The sequence below is a fragment of the Calyptranema fuscum S582 genome, assembly GCF_055793305.1.
In genome coordinates this window covers 67083-81747 of sequence record NZ_JBSLYH010000007.1, presented here as the reverse complement: position 1 = coordinate 81747, position 14665 = coordinate 67083, and the positions used below count along the sequence as shown (strand labels likewise).

The following is a 14665-nucleotide window of genomic DNA, read 5'->3' as shown; positions in this document are numbered from 1 at the left end:
TCGAGTTGGCTAATGCAGAATAGTCTCCTGATTCATTATGCGAACAGTAATAGAGGCAACAATCATGGAGAATCAACAAACTTTAGCCCAGTTGAATTTTACCTCTGCCTTCTCAGTCAATGATTTTTTTCCGTCTCCGATTGCATGGGAAGACCAGGTTTTCTACTTCTTGATGCTCGATCGCTTTTCTGATGATCAAGAAAATGGATATTACGATAATCAAGGTAATCTGGTGCGATCGGGCACCACACCGATGTATACCGAGGGCGATCGCAGCAATGCCATTAAAACTGAGCAGGATGCAGCCGTATGGCGAGAAGCCGGAAGTCGATATGTAGGTGGAACTCTAAAGGGGTTACAAAGCAAAATCGGTTACTTGAAACGTCTGGGTGTCACGGCATTGTGGATTAGCCCTATTTTTAAACAAGTCCGGTTCCAGGAAACCTATCACGGGTATGGGATTCAAAATTTCTTAGAAGTAGAACCTCGGTTCGGTACCCGTCAAGACTTACAAGCTGTTGTGCAAACGGCGCATGAAAACGGTATTTACGTGATTCTAGATATCATTTTGAACCATACAGGGAATGTGTTTTCCTACGCGAATCATTGCGATCGCCCCTGGTCAGGTGCAACCTATTCAGTAGAAGGCTTCAATGATGCTCAGGGTAATCCTACCATTCCGTTTGCTAAGCCTGATTCCCACCATCTATCGGATCGGGATGGAGCAGTCTATCCTGTTGAATTTCAAGATCCCCAAGCCTTTACGTGCAAGGGCTATATCAAAAATTGGGACTCCGATCCTGAATTCCGTGAAGGAGATTTTGGCGATCTAAAAGACATTCACCACGGCATGGGTACAACGGATGAGTATCAGGTTTCTGATGCCTTGCGTCATCTATGTAAAGTCTATCAGTGTTGGATCGCAGAAGTTGATATTGATGGCTTCCGCATTGATACTGTCAAACATATGGATATTGGGGCAACTCGCTACTTTGTCTCGACGATTCGCGAATTCGCTCAAAGTTTTGGTAAAGAAAACTTTTTCCTGCTGGGTGAAATAACGGGCGGTCGCCAACGAGCTTACGACACTCTGGAACTGACTGGACTGAGTGCCGCACTGGGCATTGATGACATTCCCGATAAGCTGGAATATTTGGTCAAAGGATATCGAAATCCCAATGACTACTTCAGCCTGTTCCGTAATTCACAAGAGGTGAATAAGGGCTCTCACATCTGGTTTCGTAATAGAGTAGTTACTTCGTTTGATGATCATGACCAAATCCGCAAGGGCAATCATAAGGCTCGCTTCTGTGCCGATGCCAATGCTGAAAAAGTGATGTTGAATGTCTTAGCATTCAATGCAATGACGCTGGGAATTCCTTGTATCTATTACGGCAGTGAACAGTGTTTTGATGGTCAGGGCGGAAGCGATCGCTATATCCGCGAAGCTATGTTTGGTGGTGCATTTGGTGCATTCCGTACGAAAGGGGTACATTGCTTCAACGAAGATACGCCGATCTATCGAGAACTCGCGAAAATCCTGAATATCCGCCAACAACATATGGTGTTACGACGTGGTCGCCAATACTTGCGCCCAATTTCTGCACCCAATGATGGGATTCATTTCAACCTACCCGAAATGATCGGCGGGCAAATCCGTTCGGTAGTACCCTGGTCACGCATTTTTAATGATCACGAAATGCTGTTGGCAATCAATACTGATTATGACCAACCCAGAACTGCCTGGGTCACGATTGATAATAGCTTGCATCAATCAGAGGATCGGCTGAAGTGCCTTTATTCGACAGATGCATCACAAATTGGGCGATCGGTAATGGTAGAAGCCCGGAATGGGAAGGCAGTGTTGATCACCGTTCCAGCCGCAGGCTTTGTAATTTTTGAGTGAGGTGAGAATGCTATCTCTACCCATAGACTGTCTGTCTTAGGAGAAAGAAAATGACAACCTTTAGAATTTCTGGTCGCATTATCGATCTTCATACACGCCAGGGATCATCTACGCTCCGAGTTGAAGCTTGGGATAAGGACTTGATTTGCAATGACTTCGTTGGCAGCGCAGTTACCGACAGTCAGGGTGCTTTCCAGATAATATTTGACGAATCTTATTTCCAGGAACTATTTTTTGACCGACAGCCCGATCTATTTTTCAAGATTTACTCTACTGGCAATCTTATCAAGAGTACGGAAGAGTCCGTGCTGTGGAACATCAACGCTACAGAAATTCCAATTGTAATTGAGGTCGAGATGATGATAGACAGATCAAACCTAATGCCTGATCGCCAACCCATCAAAACTCTACAAGCGCAACGGCTGGCAGCACTAACAGGTTTGAAGGCAGAGGAAATTGTTAATAAAAATATCGCGGAACTGAGTGAACGGCTTAAGTGGCAGATTGATCCAGAATTATTCTTGTTTCGTCGGATCTGTGGCAAAGTCGTGAAGACTGACCCAACGACAGGCGTTGATTATCCAGTTCCTGGTGCAACGGTTCACATCCTTGATACTGACTGTACCTTCTTTGGATTATTTCCTACCAAATCACCTTGGGCGTGGCTGTTTCCAGTCTTTTGCCACACTGAGGAGATCGGCACCGCCAAGACTGATGGTTGTGGTAATTTCTGTGCCTGGGTACCACGCTTTGAGATTGATTGGATCTTGCAGTGGCGGTTAGAGCGTCACTGCTTAGGAGAACTACTAATTAAACCGAAGCTGCTCGATCTGTTGAAGTATCTCAAGCTGATCCCAATACCACAGCCCGGACCTGATCCTGAACCCGATCCAGGCCCTTTCCTGGCGCGTAACCCAAACGCGATCCGTCGTGTAGCATCGCTGGCTGGCAAAGAAGTTGCACAAAGATTGCAAGCGATCGCTCAGTCATCAATCAGTAACCTACGCTCGACTGAGATTCAAGGACTGCTTAATCGCCCAGTGTTTGACTGCCCAGTGCCGCCTCCCATTTCCGATGCTTTGCAGCAGTTACATAGCGATTTCCAACAGGGGGGATCGCAGGCACTAGAAACACATCTAGGTGGTAAGCGTGAGTGGCAGATTGACCTGCACCGATACATTGGTCCATTCCTTCGCCCATCGTGCTGGTATGAGATCGAGTCTGAATGGTTACCGCTATTGGATGTCCCAGACATCACCTTTCGCGTCACTCAGGATGTGGATGGTGATGGCACTGAGGAAACGATTTATTCTGAAGGCTTCTTTGATGTGCGCTGGAATACGGGGGCGATTTCGCCCGTGACGCTGTCCGCCTCACAGATTGCAGTGTCTACCCCCCTGTGTGGAATCCCACCGGAAATTACTTGTACTCAAACTGGAGAAGGAGCAGGGATTAAAGGGATTAGCCTGATGCTTGCCGAACCGCCAGCTGTGGGTGATCCACCTATTAGTGGCTACATCGATCCAGCTACTGGTTTTGCCCGTCGTCCCAACCGTCCTCATCCTGACGGACTGGTTAGCAGTTCAGCCTTCTCTGCAACTGGTCCAGCGGCGACGGCTCCATTCCTTGGTACGCTCCTCCTGCGTGGATGTAACCAAATGCCGAATGCAGCTTTCTACCGCGTGTTGTACAGTCTCAACGGGGGACCAGAGGTACCGTTTCTCAATTTAAGCTGGCCCATTTTCCGCCCATTGGGCAGTCCACCTACCTGGGTCAACCCGGTGGACACGAACGGTTGGTACAACGTGCTGCCTGACCCAGGCAATTGGTTAGTTCCTTATCTTTTGCTGGCTTGGCCCAGTTACCAGTTCCAATCAGGCACGTATGCCCTGCGCGTGGAGCTGGCGAATGCAAGTAAGAACCATCTGGTGTATTCCAACCCTATCCGGTTGAACGTAGATAACTCATCACCCTTGGGGGCAATCACGTCACTGGATTGGCGAGTGGTGAATAGTACAATTTGGAATTCTCTGCCCCTACAATGCCCGGTAATACGGCGACCTGTGGGTCAGGACATTGAGTTTCAGGTTACCTGGCAGGCTTCATCGCTACACCTTTTGTACGCACAACTGACTGCCAGTGGATGTGGTAGCTCAACCGCAATTCTGTCAAGAACCTCCTCAACCGCTTCTGCTGAACATTGGTATATCAATGAGGGAGACAATACCACAGGGGGCACTACAGTGTATCGTTTGAATTTCCCCAGTGCGGGGCAGCCAGACAATCAAGGTGCGTACTCGTTCGGGCTAAGTGTCTACAGTCGGGCGATCGACCCCAGTCATGCAACAGGCTACACCAAGGACTGGAACTACAACCAGGTATGGATCGGAGGGACAATCGACTTCCACTCAGTGGCAGTAGTCAATTTGTAGGGTCACTTCTAAAGCGAGAGGCGATCGCACTATTGTCAACAGCCACTTCCCATGCGATCGCCTCTCATACAGCGCTTCGCGCTTGAATATGTTTAGATTTTTTATTGTGTGCCGCGCGGAGCGCGGCACACAATAAAAAATCTGTGGCTTAATCAATTGAAAATGGCTGTAAATCACCTTCTAATCTACATTGATTCAACCATCACTCTACTTGATTATCTGCTTGATCAAAGTAGACTTCAACTCCAATATTTCTCTGGCTTGGGGGAAAGATAATGTTGAGAATATTCGCAAAAACTTGGCGATGGATAGTATTAAGTGCGATCGCTATCGTCTGAAAACGTCAGCAGCAGCGTTGGAGCGATCGCAATACCAACAGGAATAGTTTGTGGGAGGGGTGGATATTGTGAAATCTGCAAGCAAAGGGCTAGGATACATCATTCTGCTGATTACCATGATTGAAACTAGCAGCTGCACCAATAGACAACTGTACGATGAAGGCTTCTCAATTAGAGCCCCATCCCCGCCAATAGCGTCTGTGGAACCCAGTACCCATCAGCAGAGTGAGGAACCTATGCCAAGCAACATCATTTCAGCCGAAATCGAACCGTTACCCCAAAAAGCAAATCAAGCAGCGATCGCTTTACAAAGGCTTGGTTTTCGCATTCTGCATATTGGTCCTACCCTTAGCGTTCAGGCACCACGCGATTTGTGGGAGTCTACTTTTAATGTTTCATTTGAGCCACAGCAAAGAACCGTTATGCCAGAAATTGATGGTGAGACAACCTACCTGAGGGCAATCACAGATGACCTTCGTATTCCAGAGGAATTGCAAAGCTTAATCTCTGGAGTGATGTTTGCCGAACCTCCTGAATTTTACTAAGAGATCGTCACTATATGAACCGATAAACACCTTGTTCAATCAGGGTTTGGTATTGATCAGCCTCTCTCCAACTATCGCAAAAGATAACATCATAGGAGAACCTTACCATGACACATTTATCTGAAAATAAAGAGGAACAAGTTTATTTTGAAGCGGTCTTACGCTCTGAAACAGGTCAATCATTATTTGCACCAGATACCTACCTTGAACCCAATAACCTTCAAGACTTCGCACCCCCTGCTGGGCGCAGTGTTCAAGCAGCCGTTGCACTACAAACGTTAGGCTTTCGAGTGCAGCAAGTGGGCACCTTTTCAATTAGTGCTGAAGGTCCAAAACAATTATGGGAACGGGTTTTTGCTACGCGGGTGGAAGCCAGGAGGCAACGGGTCAGCCCCAGTATTGGTGAAGTCACCTATTTATCTCATATTGCGGGTGCACCCTTCACGATTCCGCCAGAATTGGCTGACTTAGTAGAACGGGCTTATCCCCAAAGTCCACCGATTTTGTTTGAGTCGCCTCTGCCTCCGCGTGTGACATATCATCACCTGACGGTTCCAGCAGATGTGGCAATGATATGCCGCTCAACCCCTGCTCATAAGGTCGGTGTGACTGGTAAAGGGGTATTGGTCGCTATGGTAGATAGCGGTTTCTATAAACATTCTTTCTACAAATGGCATGGCTATAACTATCAAGCGACCCTTGCGGCGGATGCGACCAATGTAGAAAAGGATGAAAGTGGACATGGAACGGCTGAGGCTGCCAATATTTTTGCTAATGCGCCAGATATTGACTTTATCGGAGTCAAGATGGGTGGAAACGCAACGTTAGCGTTTAAAACGGCGTCCGATCTGTATCCAGCAGTGATGACTAATAGTTGGGGTTATCATCTACCCGATTTGACTACCCTACCCAATTTCTTGAAACCTTTGGAAGCGGCTGTCATTGAAGCGGTGCGAGAACGCGGTATTACAGTCTGCTTTTCGGGTGGCAACGGACATATTGCGTTTCCCGGCATGATGCCCGATGTCATTGCCGTGGGTGGAGTCTATGCCCATCCCAAACTCACACCCACTGGAGAAGATTTTCAATTGGAGGCTTCCAACTATGCCAGCAGTTTCGACAGCCAGATTTATCCGGGACGTCATGTGCCAGACTTGTGTGGACTCGTGGGGATGCAACCCCGAGCCATTTACATCATGCTGCCTGTTGAGCCAGGGGATGAGATCGATCAAGGGTTAGGGAGTAGGGGATATCCTGACAAAGATGAAACCTCTACTATGGATGGTTGGGCAGTGATCAGTGGCACCAGTGCTGCCTCGCCCCAAATTGCTGGTGTTTGTGCTTTACTCAAGCAGGTTCAACCCGGTCTTTCGCCCGATCTGATGAAGTCTATTCTGAAAGCATCAGCCCGGGATGTCAAAAATGGCAAGAGTTTCCATGATCAACCCGCCGGAGATGGTCTGGATGGTGCAACAGGGGCAGGATTGGTTGATGCGTATGCCGCTTATAAGCTGGCGCGTTCAGTGGCAATTCGCAATGTTAATAATTTGCCATCTCCTCGATAAGCGCTTCGGTGAATTTCAGTCGTTCCATCCCAACCTGGTTAATCGCTGATGATCAGGAGTGCAGGGGAGCATTGCCCCTTGCACTCCTATTTTTTATCCAGAACATTCAAACCACTGTGACAGTGCTGGTTGCGATCGCACCTTCTGCTTCAGTGATTACTAATCACGCACCTTCGACTTCAGTGATTCATAGTCACGCACCTTCTATTTCAGTGATTCATTAGCAAACGTTTTGCAACGGAGTTAAGGGAGGAGAACGGTATTGCTTGCTCCAACTATGAAATTTGGTATGGATGCCGCACGAAGTGCGGCATCCATACCAAATTTCATAAAAGTGTAAAGATTTTTTGTGGTGCGGGCGTCGCCCGCACCACAAAAAATCTTTACAGGAATACCACTATCCAACGAATTGATGTGACAGGATTTGCTAATGGGGGCACTCCCAGCGGGAGCGCCCCCATTAGCGGATTAGACAAAATGATAGGGCGGTAAGGCTTCTCCGACTTCTAGATGCCAATAAGCACAGTTCTCTTGCCACGGTTGAAGGTGTGTCAGGAGTAGGGTTTCCTCGCGTCGATGGGTAAGTAGATAAAATCGCTCGATGCCGTCCTGGGAATTGCTGCGAACCACATCAGAATAGAGGTCTGCGATCGCCTGTTGCACTTGCTCCAGTTCATCCTGCCGTTTTTGCTTTAACTCAACCTGAGTTTGGTAGCGTTGCTTTTTCGCGAGGAAATAGTTTTTCCCTTTGAGTTCTGTCAGGGGCTCTTCATCTTCTGGCGCATCGATGGGGGTCAGCTTCACCATATATTCAGCTTTACCAACCAGGCTGGTGAGCTTATCGACATACTCAGGGCTCTGAGACTGGAGATGTAGCAAAAGAGCCTCTTTAGACACAAAGCGGGTGCCAAACTGGAGCGGCAAAATCGTAGTCTGACTAAACAAGTCTCGGATGACCCGATCGTGGATTAGCACGGCTTGCATCAGACGATCATCGCTTTGTTGAAAAAGTTCAAAATTGACATCGGGTTCTACCACTGCCGCAAGTTCTGCCGTGGTTACCAGTTGTAGGGAACCTGCCATACCCTCAGGTAAGTCTAACGGAATAGCTGAACCCTGTACAAATGCATACGTATACATCGACTCTTATAAGAAAAATTGCGATCGCTGACTGTAAATTGAATATCTAAAACTGGGCAATCTACGATCGTTAATATACTGCCGCAGAATATTAGCTGAGAGGTATAAACAGGTTTAGAGATGCTATCCCTGAGGCTGGTGGATTGTAATCAAGCCGAGAGTTTATGCCGTTGTCAGATGGGCATTGCCGTGCTGACAAGCGTAAGCCCTTGGATTGTATGTAATTTGCGATTCTCAGCGGAATGTAGTGTCACGATCCCGTACCTTAGAAGTCATCATTCACATTACTCGACCTATTCTAAAAATCCAACTCACCCTGATGGTATAAATCGCATTGCCGATTCTGCAACATTGGAGACACCCCCAACCTACCCGGAATTTAGACAATGCAGTGAGTAGATCACAATAAAAGTTGTTATTTAAAAACAGCGATCGCCCCCAGCTTCTGTTCCTTTATCTTCAATAGTGCTGAATTCTAAGGATGAATTTGCCTGCGGACGCCAACAGTTCACATCCAAGTTCACGCCTGATCTCAGTACTCTCCCATCGTCTGCCCCCTTAGTGTTTACCCCAGATCTTCTGCACCGTTAATCTTGTACACCCGCACAATGAACAGAAAACTTCTTCGTCTTGCCGCTTCAAGTCTTGTTACATTAGGTACCGCCACTAGCCTGACGATTCTCGATAGTCTCTCTCCGGTAGGCATTCTTGATTTAGCTCATCTGGGGCAGCCGACGACTCACGCCGCGATCGCCCAAACGTCTGATGAAGATATCAATGTCCATGTCTATCAGATGGCAAGTCCGGCTGTTGTATCGATTGAAACCCAGGACGCAACCGGAAGCGGCAGTATTATTAGCGCAGACGGATTAATTTTAACCAATGCCCATGTGGTCGAAGGGGCAGATACCGTGACCGTGACCCTGTCAGATGGAACGGAGTATCAAGGGGAGGTGATTGGGTATGGCGATCCGGGGTTAGACCTGGCTGCCGTCAGAATCCGAGGTGGGGGCAATTTCCCAACGGTGAGCATTGCGCCACCCAACTCCGTCCAGGTCGGTCAAAGAGCGTTTGCCATTGGCAACCCCTTTGGTCGGTTCCAAGGCACGTTAACCACAGGTATTGTCAGCCGGGTCGATCGCGATCGCGGTTTGATTCAAACAGATGCTGCCATTAACCCCGGAAACTCGGGCGGTCCCCTGATCAATAGCCGAGGCGAGTTAATTGGGGTCAATACGGCAATTTTTACCACAGGCGATAATTCCGGGAATATTGGCATTGGCTTTGCCATTCCCGTCGAGCGGATTCAGCCATTTTTGACAGCGGTTCGCGAAGGTCGAGCGGCACAAACGGCACAGCAGCGCACCCCCGCCTATACTCAGCCGCCACAACCGATTGCCTTGAATAATGCCCCTGTCCAGGGCAACCTCACGGCGAATAGCAACGTGCTCCCTGCCGACAACAGCTATTTCAACGCTTACACGTTTGAAGGGCGCGCAGGGCAGCAAGTTGATGTCACAATGACCAGTAACCAGGTGGATGCTTATCTGATTTTGCTGGCACCCGATGGCAGTGACCTGGCGCAAGATGATGACAGTGCCGGTGGCACCAATGCCCGGATTACGGTTGCATTACCCAGCAACGGCACCTATACAATCTTGGCGAACTCGTATGCAGAAGGCGAAGTGGGTACATATAGCCTACAAGCGTCGCTTGGGGGAGGTTCCAGCACCACGCAAGTGAATAGACCTCGTACCTCATCTAACTTTATTTTGCAAGAACAAGGTCTGTTGGGAGCTGGTTCTCAGGTGCTTCAAGAAGACGGCAGTTTGTACGAAGAGCATGTTTTCCGGGGCACCGCAGGTCAGCGAATTGCAATCTCGATGGAAAGCAGTGAGTTTGACACCTATTTAGTGCTGTTTAGCCCTGATGGCGAAATTCTGGATCAAAACGATGATGTTTGCACCGCTCAGTCGGTGGAATGCTTGAATTCTGAGATCCGGGTAACCCTGCCGTCAACCGGCGAGTATCGGGTGATTGCCAACTCCTACGACAGTTCTGGTCGCGGACACTACATCCTCAGCGTTCGAGAATATTAGAGGTCGTTTGAAGAGACAGGTTGAACCCGCGCAAGGCGCGGGTTCAACGATGGAGATAGGGCCAGGTATGCTGACACAGGGTGATGGATTGAAACACGGCGCGCCGTGTTTCAATCCATCACCTGTTTACGCTCAATCACAGACCCAACCACAGACCCAAACTCAACCCTGCCATAGTTGCCAATATTTTAGATGGCAGGGTTGCCCTGCGACGACCAGTGCGCCCGCATACCCGAGATTGGGCGTAAATGTCGCTAAACTCCAGGCTTGAGCGGCTTGTCGATCGCCTGCAATGCTGACTAATTGAGCCGATTCAGGGTCGATGGCGATTTCAACCTGTTTTGCCAAACGAAACACGCCAGCACCCACAGCTTTGATATAGGCTTCTTTGCACGTCCAATACTTAAAAAAAGCCGTGTGCTGTTCTGCCACGGGCAGCGATCGCAAAACGGTAGCTTCCTGGGGTGAAAAGAACCGTTGAATCAGTTGGGTGGATCGCTCAGTCGGGCGAATCCACTCGATATCAACGCCAACCTGCCGATTCTGGGTAATGGCATAGAGTGCCAGACCCTGAGAATGGGAGAGGTTAAAGCGAATCTGGGTTTGGGTAAGCCCATCGGTCAAGGTGGGTTTACCAGAAGCGCCATAGGTAAAGGTGAGATGGGCAGGTGGTTTTTGCAGATACGTCGCCAGAATGGTGCGCAATCCACCCCGGCTGACAATAAAATGTGTGCGATCGCGCTCATCATAAAATCGTGCGGCGCGCTGTTGCTCATCTTCAGACAGCGTTTGCAGTAATTCATCAACCCGAAACCTGGGTTGGTCTAAAAAAATTCGCCAGAGATGGACTTCATCCTCTGCCAGGGATAGGTCAGCAAGGGGCGATCGCCAAATACAGTCCAACATATAGCTAGCAAATTTCAATGGAGTGAAATCCAGATGATTTTTAAAAGCGCGGCATCGCTGCGCTTTTAAAAATAAACGTCCGGGTTTTATTGAATGTGTGATCCGCAGCGATCGCGATTGCCGTCTTGTTTGAGTAGGATGGGTGTTTCGTTGCGGGTTTGGGGGATAGATGGGAAGGTTTCACCTTCCCATCTATCTCAAGATTGAGCTATGAAGGCTTCAGCCCACCTGACTTTAGACTGTTTTGGCAACTCGTCGCAAGCGATCGTCGTCAACTCGGTTACTATAGCAATTCTCAAGTTTCGGGGGGCAGATGCCGGGTAGGCGTATTTCGCCAGGTCAATCATCTAATTGCATCCGTCCAATACAATAGACACTGTGAGATAACCACTGGAATTTAAACCTGGGAGAGTAAGGTGTCACGGCGATATCGTAAAGGCTGGCAAAAAAAGATTTCGGACTATCTCTGGTTAGTTGTTCCGGCAGGAATCATCAGCTTGGTTCTGGTTTTGGCGTTATTCAATCGGCAGCGAGAACCGCGAGTCACGATCAAAACACCGCAAGATGCGCCAGGTGTCTCAGCAACCCCCACAACGAGTGTGTCCCCTAGCCCCAGTCCCAGCATGGAGGGCAGCAGCGAAACCGATGGCTTGCTGGAAGAATTTGTTATCACGACACCCGGTGAAGTGTTACCTGATCCCGTCGAAGATGTTGCCCTACCGGGTGATAAGTTTCCCGATTTAGGGCAAGAGCATATTCCCGAAGGAGAGCCTGTCGAGTACAATTCGAACCCTCCCACGTCAGGATCACACTATGCGGTCTGGGCAAAATGGGGAATTTATGAAACGGCTCCGCTGGATCAGCGTCTGGTTCATAATCTAGAGCATGGCGGTATCGTCATTAGTTATGACCCAGAGTTGATTCAGGGGAATGACTTAGAACAGCTGAGAACCCAGGTTCGTGACCTGAGCCTAATCAATCCTCGTATTATTTTGACGCCTAGAGAAAAATTTGGCGCGGCGATCGCCCTCACCGCCTGGACTTACTTACAGAAGCTCGATACCTACGATCCAGACGTCGTCAAAGCCTTTTATGATGCCCACATTGCTCGTGGTCCTGAGTGTCAAAAAGGACAATGCCCCGGCTGATATTGAGATGCTGTCGAGGCTGGGGATATGGTGTTAGAGGAATGTTAGGCACTCAGTAAAAACCGGATGAACGCTTTCGTGCCCGTGGTTCAGGATTTAGTGTTGATTGGGGGTGGACATAGCCATGCGATCGCCCTGCGAAAATTTGGCATGAATCCCTTGCCCGGAGTGCGTCTGACGCTGATTACTGATGTTTGCGATACGCCCTATTCCGGCATGCTACCGGGCTATGTTGCGGGGCTTTATCAGTTTGATGATTGCCACATCGACCTGCGGCCGCTGGCACAGTTTGCCAACGTGTCTATGATCGTCGATCGCGCCATTGGGCTAAACCTGGCAGACAATCGAGTCATCTGTGCCAACCATCCCCCCGTTGCCTTTGACTGGCTCTCGATTGACATTGGCAGTACCCCGGCAACGGTGACTGCACCGGGTGCCAGCGACTACGCAATTCCAGTGAAACCGATTTCACAATTTTTGGCGCACTGGGATGAGCTGGTCACAGACATTACTCAGACGCCCGATCGTCCCCTGCGTTTGGCGATCGTCGGGGGGGGTGCGGGAGGCGTGGAATTGGCGCTATCGATTCAGGCGCGCATCCATCAGATTTATCGGGTAGCCCAGCAACCCACGACCCAGTTAGAACTGCACCTGTTTCATCGGGACGCTCATCTCTTACCCAATCGCGCCCCCTGGGTTGGTCGTCGGTTGCACCAAATTCTGGTTGAACGAGGAATTCATCTTCATTTACAAGAAACGGTTTGCCGCATTACATCGGTTGCCGAGCCAGATGGGCATCGCGTGATTCGCTGCGAATCGGGGTTGACTGTGGCGTGCGATCGCATTTTTTGGGTGACTCAAGCGGAGGCGGCATCCTGGTTGCAAGCCTCGGGTCTGGCAACGGATGCGGATGGATTCGTTTTGGTCGGCGATACCCTGCAATCGCTGTCCCATCCCCAGGTATTTGCCACGGGTGATGTTGCCACAATGGTCAACCATCCTCGTCCCAAAGCTGGGGTCTTTTCAGTCCGTCAGGGCAAGCCTCTATTTGACAATCTTCAGCGGGTTTTGCAAGAACAATCGCCCCGACCGTATGTGCCGCAGAAAGAATTTCTGATTTTGATCGGGACTGGCGATCGAGCGGCGATCGCCTCTCGTGGTCCGTTGGGTTGGGGCCCCGCCTCCTGGATTTGGCGCTGGAAAGACCAGATCGATCGCGCATTTATGAACCTGTTCAACCAATTGGAACCGATGGGGAATCCGGCGGGCAGAGACAGGCAACCGTTAACGACACATCCTCAACCCATCGCCAAGCGCCTATCGCCAAGCGCTGACCTCATGCCGTGTTCTGGCTGTGGTGCGAAGGTGGGCAGCTCTGTGTTAAATAAAGTGCTGACGCGAATTCGACAGGACTTTGGCGACGGAGTAACGCGAGACGATATTTTGCTGGGGTTAGCGGCAGCGGATGATGCCGCAGTCGTTGCGGTGCCATCGGGTCAGGTGATGGTGCAAACGGTCGATTATTTTCCGGCATTGGTGGATGATCCATTTTTGCTGGGGCAAATTACGACCCATCATTGCCTGAATGATTTGTTTGCCATGGCTGCGGTGCCGCAAAGTGCCCTGGCGATCGCCACGTTGCCCTATGCCCTGGAAGCCAAGTTAGAAGAAACGTTGTATCAGTTACTGGCAGGTGCAACCCAGGTTTTGCAGCAAGCCGGTGCTGTGTTGGTGGGCGGACACACCATTGCTGCCGCAGAATTGGCGTTTGGCTTAACCTGCAACGGGCTGGCAAATCCCAATCAACTATTGCGAAAAAGTGGCATGCAGCCAGGGCAGGTGTTGATTTTGACCAAACCCTTGGGGACAGGGACGTTATTTGCGGCGGATATGCGCCTTCAGGCGAAAGGTCGCTGGATTCAGACGGCAATCCAGTCGATGCTGCTATCCAATCAAACGGCAGTCCAGTATTTCCAAACCTATGGGGCGATCGCCTGTACCGATATCACCGGGTTTGGGCTATTAGGGCATGTGCTGGAAATGGCTCAGGCGTCTCAGGTTGCGGTCGAACTCGATCTATCAACCCTGCCAATTCTTGATGGCGCACAACAAACCCTGGCTCAGGGGATCTTCAGTTCGCTGCATCCCCAAAACCTGCAAGCGGCGACTGCCATTGCCAACCGTGACGACGTTGCTCAGGATCCCCTCTATCCGCTACTGTTCGATCCTCAGACCTCGGGTGGCTTGCTCGCTGCCCTTCCGCCAGACAAGGCGATCGCCTGTCTCAATGCTCTGCAAGCCAATGGTTATCCCCACAGTGCCATCATTGGACGGGTCTTACCGCGCGACCATGAGCCTAAACCTGTTTGGGTCAAACACGTGTGAGCCTTTTTGGAGGCAACGGCAGAGCCGTTGCCTCCAAAAAAGAGTTGGGTTTTATCAAATCCCCGATTCTAAACCATGAATGGACGGACAATGAAGAGATATTGTCTGACGCCATCGAGTGAGAACGGGGCATGGGTGGAACGCGGCACAGCGTGCCGCGTTCCACCCATCACTCCCTCAACTCCATCGTTTTGCCATGTA

General features: G+C 49.8%; 10 protein-coding genes. 8 read left to right on the top strand and 2 right to left on the bottom strand.

Annotated features, from left to right (window positions below; all coding sequences use genetic code 11):
- Window positions 1-64 precede the first annotated feature (64 nt).
- The 5 genes from ACR6Z4_RS06930 (at window position 65) to ACR6Z4_RS06910 (ending at window position 6786) form a co-directional block, all read left to right on the top strand.
- Window positions 65-1906, top strand: coding sequence for an alpha-amylase family glycosyl hydrolase (locus tag ACR6Z4_RS06930; RefSeq protein ID WP_479716509.1), 1842 nt, complete (start codon window positions 65-67; stop codon window positions 1904-1906).
- A 50-nt stretch (window positions 1907-1956) separates the two neighbouring features.
- Window positions 1957-4338 (top strand): hypothetical protein, encoded by a 2382-nt coding sequence (locus ACR6Z4_RS06925; protein WP_479716508.1) that lies wholly within the window; start codon window positions 1957-1959, stop codon window positions 4336-4338.
- A 190-nt stretch (window positions 4339-4528) separates the two neighbouring features.
- Window positions 4529-4723, top strand: a complete 195-nt coding sequence (locus ACR6Z4_RS06920; protein WP_479716507.1) for a hypothetical protein — start codon at window positions 4529-4531, stop codon at window positions 4721-4723.
- A 189-nt stretch (window positions 4724-4912) separates the two neighbouring features.
- Window positions 4913-5221: a hypothetical protein gene (locus ACR6Z4_RS06915; protein ID WP_479716506.1), complete on the top strand. Its 309-nt coding sequence runs from the start codon at window positions 4913-4915 to the stop codon at window positions 5219-5221.
- A gap of 107 nt (window positions 5222-5328) precedes the next feature.
- Window positions 5329-6786, top strand: coding sequence for a S8 family serine peptidase (locus ACR6Z4_RS06910; RefSeq protein ID WP_479716505.1), 1458 nt, complete (start codon window positions 5329-5331; stop codon window positions 6784-6786).
- Window positions 6787-7254: 468 nt separating this feature from the next.
- On the opposite strand, the gene ACR6Z4_RS06905 is transcribed toward ACR6Z4_RS06910, so the two are convergent.
- On the bottom strand, window positions 7255-7926 hold the full coding sequence (locus ACR6Z4_RS06905; protein ID WP_479716504.1) for a GvpL/GvpF family gas vesicle protein: 672 nt from the start codon (window positions 7924-7926) through the stop codon (window positions 7255-7257).
- A gap of 608 nt (window positions 7927-8534) precedes the next feature.
- Between ACR6Z4_RS06905 and ACR6Z4_RS06900 the strand changes: the two genes are divergently transcribed.
- The gene (locus ACR6Z4_RS06900; protein WP_479716503.1) at window positions 8535-10025 is read left to right on the top strand and encodes a trypsin-like peptidase domain-containing protein; all 1491 of its coding nucleotides are present in this window, start codon (window positions 8535-8537) and stop codon (window positions 10023-10025) included.
- A gap of 162 nt (window positions 10026-10187) precedes the next feature.
- Here ACR6Z4_RS06900 and ACR6Z4_RS06895 read toward each other — a convergent pair whose 3' ends face one another.
- Window positions 10188-10949, bottom strand: coding sequence for a 4'-phosphopantetheinyl transferase family protein (locus ACR6Z4_RS06895; protein ID WP_479716502.1), 762 nt, complete (start codon window positions 10947-10949; stop codon window positions 10188-10190).
- A gap of 398 nt (window positions 10950-11347) precedes the next feature.
- Here ACR6Z4_RS06895 and ACR6Z4_RS06890 point away from each other — a divergent pair, with 398 nt between their 5' ends.
- The gene (locus ACR6Z4_RS06890) at window positions 11348-12079 is read left to right on the top strand and encodes a DUF3105 domain-containing protein (protein WP_479716501.1); all 732 of its coding nucleotides are present in this window, start codon (window positions 11348-11350) and stop codon (window positions 12077-12079) included.
- Window positions 12080-12145: 66 nt separating this feature from the next.
- Window positions 12146-14464, top strand: coding sequence for a selenide, water dikinase SelD (selD, locus tag ACR6Z4_RS06885; protein ID WP_479716500.1), 2319 nt, complete (start codon window positions 12146-12148; stop codon window positions 14462-14464).
- Window positions 14465-14665: the final 201 nt, after the last annotated feature.